Here is a 17,490-nt window from a genome sequence, read left to right on the forward strand (position 1 = left end):
TTGCCCCCTTTTGCCGGCCGGATAGCGGCTGACAGAGGTCAATTCGTTGCGTGCCAATTCCCTGTGCGGCACTAGCTTGTGGGCCTTTATATGCTTATTGATGCGCCTTTTCAATCGGATTCGGCGCAAACAATCGCCTGATTCGTCGTGTTTTATCCTCTGCTCAACCCGGACAGGGGTATCATCGGCGCTGTTACTTGCGTCTCATGGACAGGAAGAACTCGTCGTTGGTCTTGAAGTCCTTGAGTTTGTCCACCAGGAATTCCGTCGCCGCCAGGTCTTCCATGTCGTGCAGCAGCTTGCGCAGTATCCACACTCGCTGCAGTTCGCCCTCCGGCATCAGCAGCTCTTCGCGACGGGTGCCGGAACGGCGTACATTGATGGCGGGATAGACGCGCTTCTCGGCGATCTTGCGGTCCAGCTGCAATTCCATGTTGCCGGTGCCCTTGAACTCCTCGAAGATCACTTCGTCCATTTTCGAGCCGGTATCGATCAGCGCGGTGGCAATGATGGAGAGGCTGCCGCCCTCTTCGATGTTGCGGGCGGCACCAAAAAAGCGTTTCGGGCGCTCCAGTGCGTGGGCATCCACACCGCCGGTCAGAACCTTGCCGGAGCTGGGTACGGTGGTGTTGTAGGCGCGTGCCAGGCGGGTGATGGAGTCCAGCAAAATCACTACGTCTTTTTTGTGCTCCACCAGGCGCTTGGCTTTTTCGATCACCATCTCGGCCACCTGCACATGTCGCGCCGGCGGCTCGTCGAAAGTGGAGGCGACCACTTCACCGCGCACGGACCTCTGCATCTCGGTGACTTCCTCCGGGCGCTCGTCGATCAGCAGGACTATCAGGTGGCACTCGGGATTGTTGCGGGTGATGGCCTGGGCCATGTTCTGCAGCATGATGGTCTTGCCGGCCTTGGGCGGGGCGACAATGAGGCCCCGCTGGCCCTTGCCGATAGGGGCCACCAGGTCGATGATGCGGCCGATCAGGTCCTCGGAGGAGCCGTTGCCACACTCCAGGGTGAGGCGTTCATTGGGAAACAGCGGGGTGAGGTTTTCAAATAGGATCTTGCTGCGGGCGTTTTCGGGCTTGTCGAAGTTGATCTCGCTGACTTTCAGCAGTGCGAAGTAGCGTTCCCCCTCTTTGGGTGGGCGGATCTTGCCGGAAATGGAGTCGCCGGTGCGCAGGTTGAAACGTCGAATCTGGCTGGGGGAAACGTAAATATCATCCGGACCCGCCAGGTAGGAGGAGTCAGCGGAGCGCAGAAAGCCAAACCCATCCTGAAGAATTTCCAATACGCCATCGCCGTATATATCTTCACCGCTTTTGGCGTGGCGCTTGAGGATATTGAAAATAATGTCCTGTTTGCGCGAACGGGCCAGGTTCTCAAGGCCCATGCCAGTGGCTATTTCGATCAGTTCTTCAATGGGTTTTGTTTTTAATTCGGATAGGTTCATACGAATTGCTTTATAAAGTTTCTGTTATGAGTTGGCGCGAACACACCAGATTCTTGGGGAGGGGTTTGAAAATTGCTCACTATTACCCACGCTTGGGCCTTACCAGTTTCACCGGGTGCGAGATCAGTCAGGAGAACTTACTGTTTCCACCGCAAATAACACTGCTGCGGAAAAGTTCAACTTGAGAAGCTTACGTGTCGGCGATATTCAGGGACCTTGCGAAGGAGGGCGTTGCTCAGCTCGGACCAGTTCAACTGCCTTGGTGCCTGAGCGGTTTAAAGAATAGTATCCAGTATAACGGCAGAATGCCATCCTGCAAGAGGTATTTGACCTGACGCAGGATGGCGTTCGTCTCACAGCTGACTGTCGATAAACTCAGTCAGCTGGGCGCGGGACAGGGCGCCAACCTTGGTGCCTTCCACAGAGCCGTTCTTGAACAACAGCAGAGTGGGAATCCCGCGAACATTGTATTTGGCCGCGGACTCCTTGTTGGAATCGACGTCTACCTTTACGATTTTCAGCTTGTCGCCATAGTGGCCGGCCAGGTCCTGCAGCACCGGAGCGATCATTTTGCAGGGACCGCACCACTGGGCCCAGAAATCCACCAGTACCGGGCCTTCGGCCTGCAATACCTCTGCTTCGAATTCGGCGTCGGTGACGTTGACGATTTGCTCGCTCATGTTGCTTTCCTGTTCTTGGGTTGGTCGGTGTGCTGAGCCCGCGGGCACCTGGGCACATGATAAGAAGGCCCCGACTCACTCGCAAGGCGCGACTTCCTGCCATATGGGGGCATGGGCGCCAGCTTTCAAGACTGCTCGAGAAAGCGCTGCAGAATCTCGTCCAGGTAGTCGTAGCCAAACTGGCTGGCGGCGATCTGCCCCCGCAATGGCTGCACTAGTTCCAGTGCCTCCAGCGCCGGCCACTGGCGCTCCAGCACTGCGATGGGCAGACCCGTATAGTGGCTGAAGCTCTCCAGGGGTACCCCCTCGGCCAGCCGCAGGGCGTTCATCAGGAACTCCAGCGGCAGCTCCTCCCGCTCGACCGCCTCGCTGGCCGGTGGCAGCAGCCCAGTGCCGTCCCGGGTTTTGGGGGCGGCCAGGTAGTGTCGCGGCGCGCGGGTGCGGCGACTGCGCAGAATGCCCGCCTGGGGCAGGGTGACTTTGCCGTGGGCGCCGGCGCCGATGCCCAGATAGTCTCCGAATGACCAGTAGTTAAGGTTGTGCTGCGACACCCGCCCGGCGCGGCTGTAGGCGGACACCTCGTAGCGCCCATAGCCCTCCAGGGCCAGAAAGCCGCGCCCGCTGCCCTGCATGGAAGCGATATGGCCGCTGGCCGGCACCGCCGGTGGTGCACTGTAGAAAGCTGTGTTTGGCTCTATGGTGAGCTGATACCAGGAGATATGCTCCGGGGCCAGCGAGACCGCCCGGCGCAGATCTGCCAGTGCCGCCTCCTCGGTCTGCTGCGGCAGCCCGTGCATCAGGTCGATGTTGAGATTGTCAAAACCGGCCCGACGCGCGGCTTCCACAGCCGCTGTGGCATCGCCGCCGCTGTGTATGCGGCCCAGGTTCTCCAGCTGCCGGTCGTCAAAACTCTGCACCCCGATGGAGAGGCGGTTGACGCCGGCCGCCCGGTAGCCGGCAAATTTCTGTTGTTCGCTGGTGCCGGGATTGGCTTCCAGGGTGATTTCGATATCGCTGGCGAAGCCGATGTCCGCCGCCGCGGTCTCAAGGATTGCGCCAATGGCCGCCGGTGAGAAGAGGCTGGGCGTGCCGCCGCCAAAGAAAATCGAGCCGAGTCGGCGCCCCTGCACCCAGGGCAGCTGGCTGCGCAGGTCCCGCTGCAGCTGTGCGACATACTCCGCCTCCGGCAGGTTTTTGCCGGCGGCATGGGAATTGAAGTCGCAATAGGGGCATTTGCGCACACACCAGGGAATGTGCACATAGAGGCCCAGCGGCGGCAGCTTTAGCTCCGGCTGTCGCATGTCACTCAAGGGTTCCGGAGCGCGCAGCATCGGCCCACAGGCTGGAGAAGAGGGCGACGGCCTGTGCGCGGTGGCTGATGCGATTCTTGAGCGCCCGGGGCAACTGCGCGGAGGTCAGTCCCTCGGAATCCACAAAAAAGAGCGGGTCATAGCCAAAACCCTGTTCGCCGGCCGGTTGGCGCAAAATTCTACCTCGCCACTGGGCGCTGCAAACCAGTGGCACAGGGTCGTCGTGGCGGCGTACAAACGCCAGTGCGCAGTGGAAGCTGGCTCCGCGGCGGTCATCGGCAACAGCTGCCATGGCCGCCAGCAGTTTGCGATTGTTATCGGCATCCGTGGCGTCCCCGCCGGCGTAGCGCGCGGAATAGATTCCCGGCGCCCCCTGCAGCGCATCCACCGCCAGGCCCGAATCGTCGGCCATTGCCGGCAGTCCGCTGACGCGGCTGGCGAGACGCGCCTTGATCAGTGCATTTTCGATAAAACTAAGGCCCGTTTCCTCCGCCTCCGGCACCCGGAATTCCACCTGCGGTACCACCTGGATATCCCAGCCGGCAAATAGCTGGGCGAACTCCTTCAGTTTGCCCGCGTTGCCGCTGGCCAACACTATTTTTTCCACTGGGGGGCAATTTCCTGTTGATCAATAAAAAGCGAGCGCCTGGCGCTCGCTTGCGGTGTGCCGGCAACTCGTGCCGGGCGGGTTAATTTCTTTCCAGCTTGCGGCGAAATGTGACTTTTTCGGTCTGGCCGTTGGGCAGCTTCACATCGATGGCGAAAGTCAGTGTTTCCTCGTCCTCGAAGCGCAGCGGGGCCAGATAATAAACCGCGTCCCCCTCGCGGATCTCCATAAATTTCAGCGGTCGAGCTTGCTGCATCAGATTGGTGGCGGTACCGGTAAGTTCAGACCCGAGGCCGTGTTTGCCCTCCGGGTGTTCCACCACGGTGACGTTGACGAAGGCCCGGTCACCAGCGCGAACCAGCCGGTAGCTCTGTGCGATCTCCGGCTTGATAAATTCGCTGTTAAACACCGTATAGATCACGCGGTAATTGCCGAAATCATCGTGACTCTTGATGATTTTGGCTTCCTGCGCCGCCGCACTGATGGCCCACATAAGCAGGGCCGCGGCGGTGACTGCTGTCAGTATGCGCTTCAAGATTCACCTCCTTGGTCGATTTTGGTGCGCCCTCAGGGCGGCTGGTTGCGGACTGCTGCTGGCGCCTGGTTGTCTACCCATTAAGTCTAGCGAGTCAGATGGTAAATTGCGGTCTCGCCAAACAAGTTGGGCAATACATCTTTGAAAATCCGGCCGAGTTTGGACTCTGATACTACCTCGCGGTGCAGGATAGTCCAGTCGTTCTGTCGGCACAGCAGGTCAAAATCCCGGAAAGTACAAAAGTGAATATTGGGCGTGTCATACCATTCGTAGGGTAATAGGTCCGACACCGGCATGCGCCCGGAGAACGCCAGGTGCCAGCGGGCCTTCCACTGTGCAAAGTTGGGAAAGGTGATGATGCATTCGCGCCCCACCCGCAGCATTTCCCGCACCACCAGATGTGGCTGGCGCAGGGTCTGCAGGGCCTGGGTCATCACCACCGTATCGAAGCTGTTGTCGGCAAAGTTGCCCAGCCCCCGGTCCAGATTCTGTTCCACCACGTTGACACCCCGGGCAAGACACAGGGCTATCTGCTCGGCGCCGATTTCGAGGCCGTAGCCGTGTACCTGTTTGCGCTCCGCCAGTTGTTGCAGCAGCAGGCCGTCGCCGCAACCCAGGTCGAGCACGCGGGTATGCGGCGCTATCCGTTCCTGGATGACATCGAGATCGATACGCATCACAGTTCCCTGCCCAGTGCGGACTCCTTCGCCACCCGGTGCATATAGGTGGAGAAGATACGCTGGTAGCGTTGGTTCGGCAGCAGGAAGGCGTCGTGGCCCATGGAGGATTCTATTTCCGCGTAGCTGACCGGCAGGTTGGCGTGCATCAGTGCGTCGACGATTTCCCGCGAGCGCTTTGGTGCAAAACGCCAGTCGGAGGTAAAGGATACCAGCAGAAATTTACAGCGGGCGTGGGAAAAGGCGGCCACCGGGTCGTCGTCATACTCGCGGGCCAGGTCGAAGTAATCCAGCGCACGGGTCATAAGGATATAAGTATTGGGGTCGAAACTGCCGGAGAAACTGTCCCCCTGGTGTCGCAGGTAACTCTGTATCTGAAACTCCACCTGCTCTTCCACCCCCGGTTCCAAAGTGCCGGAGCGCAGTTCGCGGCCAAACTTGCTGCCCAGTCCGTCATCCGACAGGTAGGTGATGTGGCCGATCATCCGCGCCACTGCCAACCCTTTGCGCGGCTGTTTGTTTAACTCCAGATAGCGGCCGTCGCAAAAATCCGGGTCCGATGTAATGGCCTGGCGGGCGGTTTCGTTAAAGGCGATATTCTGTGCCGAGAGCTTCATGGCGGAAGCGATCACCACACAGTGCCGCAGACGTTGGGGGTACTCCAGTGCCCAGCGCATGGCCTGCATGCCGCCCAGGCTGCCGCCGACTACCGCGGCCCACTGTTCTATGCCGAGCAGGTCCGCCAGCCGCGCCTGGCTGTGTACCCAGTCGCGCACGCGCAGCGTGGGAAACTCCGGTCCCCAGGGGCGCCCGGTCCCGGGGTTGGTGGAGGCGGGGCCGGTGGATCCGTGGCAGCCGCCCAAATTGTTGAGCGAGACCACAAAAAAATGATTGGTGTCGATTGGCTTGCCGGGCCCTATATAGTGATCCCACCACCCGGGGCGTTTATCATCCGCGCTGTGGCGACCGGCGGCGTGGTGGTGTCCGGACAGTGCGTGGCAGATCAGTACCGCATTGGAACGCTCGGCGTTCAATTCGCCGTAGGTCTCATAGACCAGGGTGTACTCCCGAAGAATGCGGCCGCAGGCGAGCGCCAGCGGTTCGCCGAAACTGTGCTGTTGTGGCACCACTATACCGACGGACCCGGCCTCCGCACTTTCGGGTGTGGCAGTATTTCGGTTGCGGGTGGCCGCAGAGGGCGGTGACAGTTTTTCCTGGGACAAGGCGGCCACGCTATTGAATAAATCGCAATTGAAGATGGGCTGAGGCAAGTGTACGGGAGCCCTGAGCACTAATACAAATCAGTGTCAGCGGTATTGTCGCCCGGAGACCTTTTCGCCGCCCCGGTCAGGGTTTGATGGGGCGGCGGCGGTTTGCAGCGGCCCGCCTCAGTGGCTGGCGGGCGCCTTGAGGGGGGTGACATTGTCAGCCCGGGGTGCGGGGGCCGCCGGCAGGGGCGCGGCTGTACTCTGACCCAGCAGCTCCTCCAGGGCGGTCAGCGCATTGTCATTGCGCAGTATCTCCGTTTCCAGGGCGCGCAGGTCTGTGCGTTTGCTGTGGGTCTTCTGCTTCAGCTCGGTGAGCTTGATCATATGCCGGTTGAGCAGGTGTTTGTGGTATTGCGCATGTTGCTTGAGCGGTTCCAGTGCCTGTTCCAGCCAGGTGTCGGTTGCCGCGGTGAGCCGGTTATACAGGCGGCCCACCTCGTTGGCCAGGGTGGTGATGAAGCGCTGGGTCAGGCGGTTGCGGCGCGCCAGCAGCAGTTGTGGTGAGCGGCGCAGCTGGGCCGCCTGGCGGTGCAGGCCGTGCAGGGAGAGGCGGAAGATACCGGCGTTGAAATACTGCGCGCTGACGTCCACATTCTTCAGGGTGGAGCGTTCAAAAATCGCATCCACGACCCGGTTGGCCCGCTCCACTTCACTCTCCAGGTTGGCCAGTTGGTGATCGACACCCTCCATAAAGCTGTCGATGGCCTTGGCCAGCCCCAATGGCGTCCAGCGCTGGTGCAGGGTGCTGCTGGTTTCATTGATCAACAGCTGCAGCTGTTGGCTGGAAATGGGGGCCAGCAGCGCTGTCCGCTTGCGCGCCAGCATGCGCTGGCTCGATTTGAGGGTCAGCAGCTCGTGGTGGCAGGTGCGGTGTTGCTCTTGGGTCGCTTTTTGCAGCTGAGCCAGTTCCGCAAACTGCGTATCCTTGCTGACCTTGTTGCGCTGCAGTTGCGTGAGCGCCGCGCGACTGCTGTTCAGACGGCGCTTGAGCAGATCGCGGGTATCCGCCATCAGGGTCAGGGCCTGGTGCAGCGAGCGGTGTTCGGACAATTTCTGGCGGTGCTCTACCAAACGCTGCACCAGCAGCGTCTCGAACTCTTCGAAGTGGCTCTGCCGCAGCAACTGCGGGTCGCGGCGGGCATGGGCCAGCAGGGCTTTTTTCGCCGATACGCCCACCACACCATCCGGGGGCAGATTCAACAGTTCGCCCACCTGGGTCCGCATCTGCAGCAACAGCTGCTCCGGATCCTCGTCCGGGTCGTCCCAAGTGGTGTCAATCTTGTTGAGCAGGGCCATGACCGCAGTGCCGCGATGCTGGCGCAGAGGCACCAGGTGTGTCTCCCACATATTGAGGTCGGTGCCGCTCACACCCGTATCCGCCGACAGTAGAAAGGCCACCGCCTGGGCGCTGGGCAGAGTGCTGAGGGTAAGCTCGGGCTCGTTGCCCAGGACATTCAGCCCCGGGGTATCGATAATACGCAGTCCCTGTGCCAGCAGCGGGTGCGGCAGGCACAGCAGTGCAAAACGCCAGGCTGGAATTTCAACCAGGTTGCCCTTGCCATCCAGGTGATTGCGGTCGAAACCGTAGCGCGCGGCCTCTTCGGGCAATACCGACTTGGTGGCCGCCACGCGCAGCAGGGCATCGCGGGTTGCCTCTGCGTCTTCGGCATTGAATTCATGGGTCACCCACTTTTGCGGGATGCGGCGGAAACTCTCCAGGCTGGTGCTGGTCGCCAGGGTCTCGATTGGCAGCAGGCGCAGGCTGGCCTGTTCGCCCCCGTCGCTGAAGATTTCTGTGGGGCACATGGTGGTGCGTCCCGGCCGGGACGGTAGCAGGCGCTTGCCATAGGTGTGGGACAGCAGGGCATTGATCAGTTCTGTCTTGCCGCGGGAAAACTCGCCCACCAGCACCAGGGTAAACTGATCCTCCGTCAACAGGGCGCGAGCCTGCTGCACCACCTGGCGCGCCCCGGCGGAGTTGGGAAAGTGTTCCTTCAGCCAGAGGTTGAACGCTGCAAACTGGCTGTCGAGCGATTTCCTCCAGCGATCATAGTCGGCAATGTGCCGACGCAAAATGGCATCTTCCATGGTGATTTCTTCTTTTTAGTGGCGCGTTTTGTAACTGCTTATTCTCGACTAAGCCGCGGCAGAATAGAAGCGCGGCTCTGCGAAAACTGTGCTGTAGTCGAGGAAAAACGTCGCAGGAGGGATCAGAAACCGGGGATGTGCCAGAAGAGGCTGTAAACGAAAGCTGGCATGTTTGCCATTTGTGCAAAACCAAGCAGCAATTTGTCGGCCACCGTCAACAGAATAAAGACAAAGATAGGGCTGATATCAATCATGCCCAGCGGCGGGATCACCTTGCGCACCGGGGCATAGACGGGTTCCAGCAGCTGGCGCAGCAGCATCAGCGCCGGATGGCTGCTCTGGGGCGCCACCCAGCTGAAGATGATCGAAATCAACATGCCCACAAAGAGGATCGCTATGGTCGTCGATACCGCGCCCAAAAGCGACCATAGCAGAGCGCTGAGGGGATTGAAGAATCCGCCTCCGGCGAGCATGCCGCAGACCATGATCATCACCCAGCCCACCAGCAGCGCCAGCACAACCGAAGCCATATCGAGGCCGAACACCCCCGGCACCAGCTTGCGCAGAGGCAGCAGCAGCGGGTTGGTGACCTTGACGATGCCCTGGGAAATGGGATTGTAAAAATCGGCGCGCGCCAGCTGCAGCAGAAAACGCAACAACACGGCGAACAGGGCCAGAATGCCGAGGGTGGCAACGAGAAATACACCGATATTACTGAAAGTACTGGTCATCTGGGTTTCCTGCATGGTCCCTGCGACGTCCGGGAGCGGCAGAGACTGGCCCGCTCGCGCCCCCGGGGAGCCGCATCACATCCAACTTGATTTGCGGCCTGATGGGGCCACATATCAAGCGTATAACTGCTTGATTGTTCGTTGAGGGTTTGCGGACATACGCCGCAAACCCGGGTTGAGGAAAGCCAGGGAAGGCTTTCTCAGCAACCTGTCAGGTGTCCAGCTCGCGCGCCATCTCCGCCGCCCGCGTCGCGCAATCCCGCATCGCCTCCTCTACCAGCTGCGGCAGGCCGCCGCTCAGGAAGCGCTGAATGGCCCGTTCGGTGGTACCATTGGGCGACATGACGTTGCGCTTTAATTGTGCCACATCCACATCGCTGGACAGCGCAAGTTTCGCCGCCCCCAGCGCAGTTTGCAAGGTGAGGCGCTCCGCGTCTTCGCGCCGCATACCGGCCTTTGCGGCGGCATCGATCATGGACTCCATAAACTGAAAAAAATACGCCGGGCCCGAGCCGGAAACCGCGATCACCTGGTCGATACCGCTTTCCCGCTCTACCCAGACGGCAATGCCCACCGCTGTCGCCATCTCCTCTGCGATCTGCCGCTGCGCCGCACTGACCCCGTCTGGGGCGAACAGGCCGGTTGCCCCCGCGCCCACCTGTGCGGGGGTATTCGGCATGGCGCGGACTATCGGCACCCCACTACCCAGCCAGCGCCTGTAGGCCGCAAGCGGTATGCCCGCGGCCAGGGTGATCACCAGGGGTTTGCGCTCGCGCACCGGACTGGCAATACTGGTGCACAGATCCTTCATCATTTGGGGCTTCACCGACAGCACCAGTACGTCTGCCTCGGACGCGGCGGCGGCATTGTCGGTGGTGACCTCTACCCCGGTGCGCGCCTTGAATTTGGCCAGTTTGTCATTGTTGCGACCGGTGGCCAGGATTTGCTCCGACGGATAACCGCTGGTCAGCAGGCCGCCGATTACGGCTCCAGCCATATTGCCGGCGCCACCGATAAAGACCAGTTTTTCCCGCTCCATTCAGTGTTCCTCCATCTTACTTGCCTGCCGTGGCAGGACGCGGGCCAAAAATATCTGTGCCGATGCGCACTATAGTGGCACCGGCCTCGATTGCCGCCTCCATGTCCCCGGACATGCCCATGGACAAGGTGTCCAGAGGCTGATCCGGCAGCGCCTCGCCCAGCTCCTGCAACAGTCTGGCCAGCCGCTGCAGCGATTCCCCCTGCGCCTCCCGGCCCGGCCTGGGGGCGGGAATTGCCATCAGGCCGCGCAGCCGCAGGTTTGGCAGTCCGGCCAGTGCCCGGGCCAGTGGCAGAACCCCGTCCGGGGCGAGACCGGATTTGCTCGCCTCGCCGTCGATATTGACCTGCAGACACAAGTTCAGCGGTGGCATCTGCGGCGGGCGCTGACTGGATAGACGCTGTGCGATTTTTAATCGATCCACACTGTGAATCCAGCCGAAAGCTTCCGCCGCCGCCTGGGTTTTGTTGGATTGCAACGGGCCGATGAAATGCCACTGGATAGCCAGGTCCTGCAGTTGTTTCTGCTTGTCCAGCGCCTCCTGCAAGTAGTTTTCGCCGAAGTGGCGCTGCCCCGCCGCGAAGGCCAGGCGCAGATCCGCCGCCGGTCGCGTCTTGGACACCGCCAGCAGGGTCACCTCGTCGGGGTCGCGGCCGCAAGAGCGGCAAGATGTGACAATCCGCTCACGCACGCGAACAAGGTTTTCGGTGATCTCCCCTTTGCGCATATACTAGTCCGGCATCAGAAAGCGTGGATTCTACGGCAATCCCCTGAGAAGAATAAGGTAGCAGTATGGACATCACAGAACTCCTAGCCTTCAGCGCCAAACAAAATGCTTCCGACCTGCACCTCTCCGCCGGCCTGCCGCCCATGATCCGCGTGGATGGCGACGTGCGCCGCATCAATCTGCCGCCCATGGAACACAAGCAGGTGCACGGCCTTATCTACGAAATCATGAACGACAAACAGCGCAAGGACTTCGAGGAGTTCCTGGAGACCGATTTTTCCTTCGAGGTGCCCGGGGTGGCGCGCTTCCGTGTGAACGCCTTTAACCACAACCGCGGTGCCGGTGCTGTGTTCCGGACCATCCCCTCCAAAGTATTGACCATGGAGGACCTGGGTATGGGGCAGGTGTTCAGGCAGATTTTGGACACCCCGCGGGGCCTGGTATTGGTGACCGGTCCCACCGGCTCCGGCAAATCCACCAGCCTGGCGGCCATGATCGACTATATCAACGACAACAAGTACGAACATATCCTCACCGTAGAGGACCCCATCGAATTCGTGCACGAATCGAAAAAATGCCTGGTGAACCAGCGCGAAGTGCACCGGGATACCCACGGCTTTGCCGAGGCATTGCGCTCCGCCCTGCGGGAAGACCCGGACATCATCCTGGTGGGGGAGATGCGGGACCTGGAGACCATCCGTCTGGCACTGACCGCCGCGGAAACCGGCCATCTGGTGTTCGGCACATTGCACACCACCTCCGCCGCCAAAACCATCGACCGGGTGGTGGATGTGTTTCCGGCCGAAGAAAAGGCCATGGTGCGCTCCATGCTTTCGGAATCGCTGCAGGCGGTGATTTCCCAGACCCTGTTGAAGCGCAGTGGGGGTGGACGGGTGGCCGCCCACGAGATCATGCGCGGCACCCCGGCTATCCGAAATCTGATCCGTGAGGATAAGATCGCGCAAATGTATTCTGCGATTCAGACCGGTGCCAACGTCGGTATGCAGACCATGGACCAGTGTCTGGAGGACCTGGTTGCCCGTCGGGTTATCACTCGCGAGGTCGCGCGCGAAAAGGCCAAGATGCCGGAAAACTTCTAACTCATTAACCCGGCAACTCAATAAGTTACCGGGTTGTTGCCAGCGGGCAGGGGCCCGGCCGAATACAACAAGATAAGAGCAGTAGCGCAAATGGAAATCGAACGACTGTTACAGCTGGTGGTGGAAAAGGGCGCGTCAGACCTGTTCGTGACCGCCGGTGTGCCCCCTTCCCTGAAGCTGCACGGCAAGGTGGTGGCGGTGACTAGCAATGCCCTGTCGCCGGAAAAGGCCCGCGAACTGGTCGTGGGTATTATGAACGACAAGCAGCGAAGGGAATTTGCGCAAAACAAGGAACTGAATTTCGCCATAGCCGTGCGCAATGTGGGGCGCTTCCGGGTCTCCGCATTTTTTCAGCGCAATCTGGTGGGTATGGTGTTGCGGCGCATTGAAACCACGATCCCCACCGTCGATGGCCTCGGCTTGCCGGACGTGCTCAAAGATCTGGCCATGACCAAGCGCGGACTGATTATTTTTGTCGGCGCTACCGGTACCGGTAAATCCACCTCACTGGCATCGATGATCGGCTATCGCAACGAAAACTCCAAGGGCCATATCATTACCATCGAGGACCCGATCGAATTTATCCACCAGCACCGCGGCTGTATCGTCACCCAGCGCGAGGTGGGGCTGGACACCGACTCGTTCGAAGTGGCCCTGAAAAATACCCTGCGCCAGGCGCCGGACGTGATCCTGATTGGTGAGGTGCGCTCCCGCGAAACAATGGACCATGCCATCGCCTTCGCCGAAACCGGTCACCTGTGTCTCTGCACCCTGCACGCCAACAACGCCAACCAGGCGCTGGACCGCATTATTCACTTTTTTCCCGCCGATCGGCACGAACAGCTGTGGATGGATCTTTCCCTGAATTTAAAGGCCATGGTGGCCCAGCAGCTGGTCCCGACACCGGACGGTGATGGCCGCCGCGCCTGTCTGGAAATTCTGATCAACACGCCCCTGGCTTCGGATCTTGTCCGCAAAGGCGAAGTCCACAAACTCAAGGAGCTGATGAAGCGTTCCACCGAGCAGGGTATGCAGACCTTCGATCAGGCTCTGTACGAACTGTATGACCGCGGTGAAATCACCTACGAGGACGCCCTCGCCCACGCCGATTCCGCCAATGACCTGCGCCTGCTGATCAAGCTCAAATCAGAATCCGATGCAGAATACCTGCAGCAGGCGGCCGGCGAGCTGAGTCTCCAGGGCGACAGTGACGACTACAGCGGCCCACAACCCTATTGAGCATATATTCCCTCCATGGCTGGCGCTGCCAGCCGATTATCGGTATTTGGCTACATTGCTCCCCAACGCTGTTTACGCAAGAGTGATATCAGCCCTTATTCACCCAGTGATCCAATAAGTTGCGGGACCGGTGGTGGTGGCCCGGCCACATAAGGTTTCGTTGATTGCACTGGTGTTCCAGTTGGTACATATAGCCCTACCCCCTTCCCCTAGATTGAATGCCTCGAATAGACGCTCTTAAATCCAGACTTTTTTTGTGGAATTTCCAGTTGGCATAATAGCGAGACTGCGAATGGGAAAATCCGTTTAAACAGAAACTTTCAAAACGAAGGTGTAATTGATTTGTAATTTAGGTTGAAAAAAGCGACATACAGGTGAAGTTTTTCATCTTTTCAGCAAATAAATACAAAATAAATTGAAACGCCAACTCGTTATCAGATAAATTGTCCGAAATGAGTTTGGGGGTCGTTTTTATAATGCTGAAATAGGTAAAATCCAAGTTGTAAACAAAGTATTTATAGAATTTTTCTGGCTATTTCATTGATATGGCACGCTAGTATTAGCGAAATATATCGCTTGTTCGATGATAAGCTTCACCAGTTTGGTGCTGTGGCTCCTAATTCAATTTATCCTCTAAAAATAGTAAGGAAGCGCTAACCAATCCGCAGGGATGGGGAATTCTAAAATGATTTTTTATTCTGTGTTACTTGGCAGATCACAGCCTGGCTGAAAGCTCTTCAAATAAAGAATAAGTAATCTGCACAAAAAATATAGAGAATAAACTCATTGGCATGATTTGCGATTTTAGATCATATGAAAAGTTTTTGCGACAGATGAGGTTTGCTGTTTGCTAGAGCTATAGCGGTTTTAGTGTATTTTATTCGTCAGAATAAATTCACAGTGGAAAGTAATAGTTGAAAGGAAGAGGAAGAAATGAATAGGGTAAGAAAAAAAAGTTTAATAAATTGTCTGATTGTTTTGGTTATTGTAAGTCTGGGATCTTCCCTGGACAGAGCCATCGCCTATAGCAATGATGCAGGCGCTGGCAACCTGAGCGCCACCATATCGAAAGAGCAGAGAGTGGGCAGCCGCGCCAGTCAAGCTGCCGGATTTGCAGAATTGTCGGAAACTGAAACCACTTACAGCCTGGCACTTGAGCTGGATACTGCGCAGCAGCTGCGCCAACGGCTCTACTACAATGAGGCCGATTCTGTTCCGCCGGAACAGGAAGATCCGGCTGCGGGTGTCTATTCCCGGGATAAAGCCGCATTTCGTTATTTAGATCTGATGTATGTTGTCGATCAAAACACCAATAAGGTGACTAATCATTTTTTTAGTGGTGATTCAACACTGGAAGTCTCCACATTGTACGATACTGCCGAGCGAAATCGTGCTGCTGAAGTGGAGGCGATGGTCGTCCAGCAGCTGATAGGAAATCCCGGTAGTGAATCCATGCAGCATCTGCTTCTGGATGTTTATTATGACCGTGCAGTGGCTGAGATAGTTTTGGCCAATCAAGCCTTGGATAGAGCGCATGGCAGCCGCTTGAGCAATGAGGCAGCAAGTACCGAAGCCGCGTATGTGGATAGCGCATATCAGCTGCTGGATGGCGCATTGGTACAATATTATTCATTGCTGGAAAATTCGCCGGACTTGTTGGCTAACTGGAGTTCCTCGCGGGGTCAAATCAGTCCCCGCTACTACGACGCCAACTCCATGGCGCAAAAGGACGTCGCTGCCCAAGCATCGCTTTTCAGTGGCTACAAGGATGTCACTATGTTCTACCAGCTGATGAGCAGGTTGGTGGAAGCCAAAGTGCACCAGGCCAGATTGATGGTGACGTCCGGCCAGGCCGACGCCGCATTGGGGGCTGAGCTGGCCACATTGCACAGTGATATTATGGGCATGGAAGCGACATTGCGTGCAATTTTTCCGGGTGTCGATCTGATGCAGCTCGAAGTAGTTTCCGGCCTGCCGGAGGCAGTCTATGAGTGGCAGGCTCGTATGGCCCAATTGGACAACGCCGCTTACTGGGCTGCTGGTGATACCAGTCTTTTGGGAATCGCCGAAGATTCGATAGCCCATGTTACCGTTGGTGCTAATAGTGACTTTGCCACTGCCCTGATCGAATTGCTGGGTGATGAAAACAATGGATTTATCGCGAGGGCGCAAGGCAGCTATAGCACAGCAGAAGTGGGCTATAGTAGCTATCATCACAATGCCGATACTTTGGCTGCTGAGTACGCTGCTCGCCACCAGCAGTTTGCCAATCAATTGTACAGTCTCCTGGGGGTGCATTTTACCAACAGCTGTTTCGAAATAAGCTGTGCCACAACCAGCACCCAGCTGCGGGAAAATAGTGAAATATCGCTTTGGTCGCGAAATATCCATAACTCGCAGAGTACACTAACCCGAAATCTTCAGCGGCTTGAAGAATTACTCAATGGAATTGAGCTGGAAATCGAAACTCTTGCTCTGGAAAAGGGCATCAATGATGGTCTATCCAGGATTTTTCTGGATTACGGTGCCCAGCAGCTGTCCCTTGCTCAGCAACTTACTCTTATTCGCGATGAAAAAGAAGCGTTCAGCATTAGGGCAAATCACCTGGCATCATTGGCAGGGGCCATGACGCAATATACCGATGGTGAATGGAATGATGTAGAGGGTTTGTCAACGAGTGTGAACCAAATACTCCAGTCCATTAGAAGTCTGGAAAATGTCGAACAGCTAAGGGTTGCGACAAACCGTCTGGCCGCTGAGCATCAGATGCGGCTACTCGATAATACAGGTCAAATTTTGAGCGCTGGGGATGGTTTTCGCTTGGAAGGCCAGTGGGTGGAAGCAAATGCCATTGCCCTGGATATCGCCCAGACGGAAGCAATGCTGATACAGGAAGCCAAGCGTTTACCCCTGAATTTGAATGAGATTCAGAGGTTGATTGGCCAGGTGACCGCCGAAAATCCCAACTTGGCATTGAGGTCTTTCGCAGACCCTATTTTCAGTCGCCGGCTGACCGCGGCTATGTTCCAGGCCCAGCAGGATTTTCGGGAGGCGCAAACTTGGCTATTCCGCACACTCGTAGCACTGGAGTACAAATGGCAACAAACAATACAGGACGCCAGCCACTATATCAGTAAGGACACTATTCTAAGCCTGCGTAGTACAGACGAATTGGAGGACAGCTACACTAAACTGGCGGCCATTGAAGCTGGTTTTGGAGATGCTCTGCAAAATGCAACTGACACCTTGTCAGTAAAGGAACATGTGTTTGGCTATGTGGATACTATTCAGGGCGTCCAACAACTTTACCCACATCCAGATCCGGCCCAACAGGGCACACAGGGCTTAACTGCGCAACAGGCATTTCGGGAAAAATTAAAACTGCTGTCACGCACTTTCGGTTCCGATACCTGGATAACACTGGAGTTCAGCACGGCTAAAGAGCTGCCTAACAGCACTTTTTTTGCGGGACCGGTAATATCAGGTTCCGGTGAATCTGCCTGTATAGCTGCGGGAGGTACCTACCTGGATAAGATAGAGACCGTCGAAATAAATATCCCCATTTTGTACAGCAGCAGTGCAATATTAGAAACCCCTGCTTATTTAACCTATGGAGGCGCCAGTTTGTGGCGGGAAAGGGTTCCCGGTGGCTTAGTGGAGACCGAAAGTGGCACAGCTCAAGTGGGGGGGGAATTCAATGCTTATAGTGCACTGTTTTGGGGTGTTTCCGGCAGTTCAATCCTGACCGCAATTGATAACAGCCATCGCGTAGCAATGAAGGCCGCCCTGAGTCCTTTCGGGGGAAGTTCCGCATCTGTGAATACCGTGACATCTGCTTTTAAGGAGCGCAGTGTTGCGGCTACCGGCTGGCGCCTGTCTTTCAAGGTGGCAGATCTCTACGGGTCAATAGTGGATATTGCCGCGATCTCAGACGTTGAACTGATTTTCGATCATGCTTATAAGCCTCGCAATTACTCAAATTGTTCCGGCGGGGAAACGGGCGGTCCCCTGGCGCAGGAACCGATCGTTCACTAAT

General features: G+C 57.5%; 14 protein-coding genes. 3 read left to right on the top strand and 11 right to left on the bottom strand.

Features of this window, described 5'->3' with window-relative positions:
• Positions 1–193: 193 nt before the first annotated feature.
• From rho to ABVT36_RS09670, 11 genes are all read right to left on the bottom strand, one after another.
• Positions 194–1,453, bottom strand: a complete 1,260-nt coding sequence (rho, locus tag ABVT36_RS09620; RefSeq protein ID WP_367151096.1) for a transcription termination factor Rho — start codon at positions 1,451–1,453, stop codon at positions 194–196.
• A gap of 353 nt (positions 1,454–1,806) precedes the next feature.
• On the bottom strand, positions 1,807–2,133 hold the full coding sequence (gene trxA, locus ABVT36_RS09625) for a thioredoxin TrxA (protein ID WP_367151097.1): 327 nt from the start codon (positions 2,131–2,133) through the stop codon (positions 1,807–1,809).
• Between the two features lie 125 nt (positions 2,134–2,258).
• On the bottom strand, positions 2,259–3,434 hold the full coding sequence (gene hemW, locus ABVT36_RS09630) for a radical SAM family heme chaperone HemW (protein WP_368456451.1): 1,176 nt from the start codon (positions 3,432–3,434) through the stop codon (positions 2,259–2,261).
• Position 3,435: 1 nt separating this feature from the next.
• Entirely contained in the window at positions 3,436–4,050 is a 615-nt protein-coding gene (rdgB, locus tag ABVT36_RS09635) for an RdgB/HAM1 family non-canonical purine NTP pyrophosphatase (protein ID WP_368456381.1), read from the bottom strand.
• 82 nt (positions 4,051–4,132) lie between these two features.
• The gene (locus ABVT36_RS09640) at positions 4,133–4,585 is read right to left on the bottom strand and encodes a DUF4426 domain-containing protein (protein ID WP_368456382.1); all 453 of its coding nucleotides are present in this window, start codon (positions 4,583–4,585) and stop codon (positions 4,133–4,135) included.
• Between the two features lie 86 nt (positions 4,586–4,671).
• Positions 4,672–5,262 (bottom strand): methionine biosynthesis protein MetW, encoded by a 591-nt coding sequence (metW, locus tag ABVT36_RS09645; protein ID WP_368456383.1) that lies wholly within the window; start codon positions 5,260–5,262, stop codon positions 4,672–4,674.
• The gene (locus ABVT36_RS09650; RefSeq protein ID WP_368456452.1) at positions 5,262–6,470 is read right to left on the bottom strand and encodes a homoserine O-acetyltransferase; all 1,209 of its coding nucleotides are present in this window, start codon (positions 6,468–6,470) and stop codon (positions 5,262–5,264) included. The genes metW and ABVT36_RS09650 overlap by 1 nt, the downstream gene beginning before the upstream one ends.
• A 180-nt stretch (positions 6,471–6,650) precedes the next feature.
• A complete protein-coding gene (locus tag ABVT36_RS09655; protein WP_368456384.1) occupies positions 6,651–8,618 on the bottom strand; it encodes a dynamin family protein in 1,968 nt (655 codons plus the stop codon).
• Positions 8,619–8,740: 122 nt separating this feature from the next.
• Positions 8,741–9,349: a YggT family protein gene (locus ABVT36_RS09660; RefSeq protein WP_368456385.1), complete on the bottom strand. Its 609-nt coding sequence runs from the start codon at positions 9,347–9,349 to the stop codon at positions 8,741–8,743.
• A gap of 211 nt (positions 9,350–9,560) precedes the next feature.
• The gene (gene proC, locus ABVT36_RS09665) at positions 9,561–10,388 is read right to left on the bottom strand and encodes a pyrroline-5-carboxylate reductase (protein ID WP_368456386.1); all 828 of its coding nucleotides are present in this window, start codon (positions 10,386–10,388) and stop codon (positions 9,561–9,563) included.
• Positions 10,389–10,404: 16 nt separating this feature from the next.
• Positions 10,405–11,115, bottom strand: a complete 711-nt coding sequence (locus ABVT36_RS09670) for a YggS family pyridoxal phosphate-dependent enzyme (RefSeq protein WP_368456387.1) — start codon at positions 11,113–11,115, stop codon at positions 10,405–10,407.
• 65 nt (positions 11,116–11,180) lie between these two features.
• Between ABVT36_RS09670 and ABVT36_RS09675 the strand changes: the two genes are divergently transcribed.
• The 3 genes from ABVT36_RS09675 to ABVT36_RS09685 all read left to right on the top strand — a co-directional run bounded on the left by ABVT36_RS09675 (position 11,181) and on the right by ABVT36_RS09685 (position 17,489).
• The gene (locus ABVT36_RS09675; protein ID WP_368456388.1) at positions 11,181–12,215 is read left to right on the top strand and encodes a type IV pilus twitching motility protein PilT; all 1,035 of its coding nucleotides are present in this window, start codon (positions 11,181–11,183) and stop codon (positions 12,213–12,215) included.
• A gap of 90 nt (positions 12,216–12,305) precedes the next feature.
• Positions 12,306–13,454 carry a PilT/PilU family type 4a pilus ATPase gene (locus tag ABVT36_RS09680; protein WP_368456389.1) on the top strand — a complete coding sequence of 383 codons (1,149 nt, stop codon included), beginning with the start codon at positions 12,306–12,308 and terminating at the stop codon, positions 13,452–13,454.
• A 933-nt stretch (positions 13,455–14,387) separates the two neighbouring features.
• Positions 14,388–17,489, top strand: a complete 3,102-nt coding sequence (locus ABVT36_RS09685) for a hypothetical protein (protein WP_368456390.1) — start codon at positions 14,388–14,390, stop codon at positions 17,487–17,489.
• Position 17,490 lies beyond the last annotated feature (1 nt).

It is taken from the genome of Microbulbifer sp. TYP-18, from assembly GCF_040932045.1.
In the GTDB taxonomy this organism is placed as follows: domain Bacteria; phylum Pseudomonadota; class Gammaproteobacteria; order Pseudomonadales; family Cellvibrionaceae; genus Microbulbifer.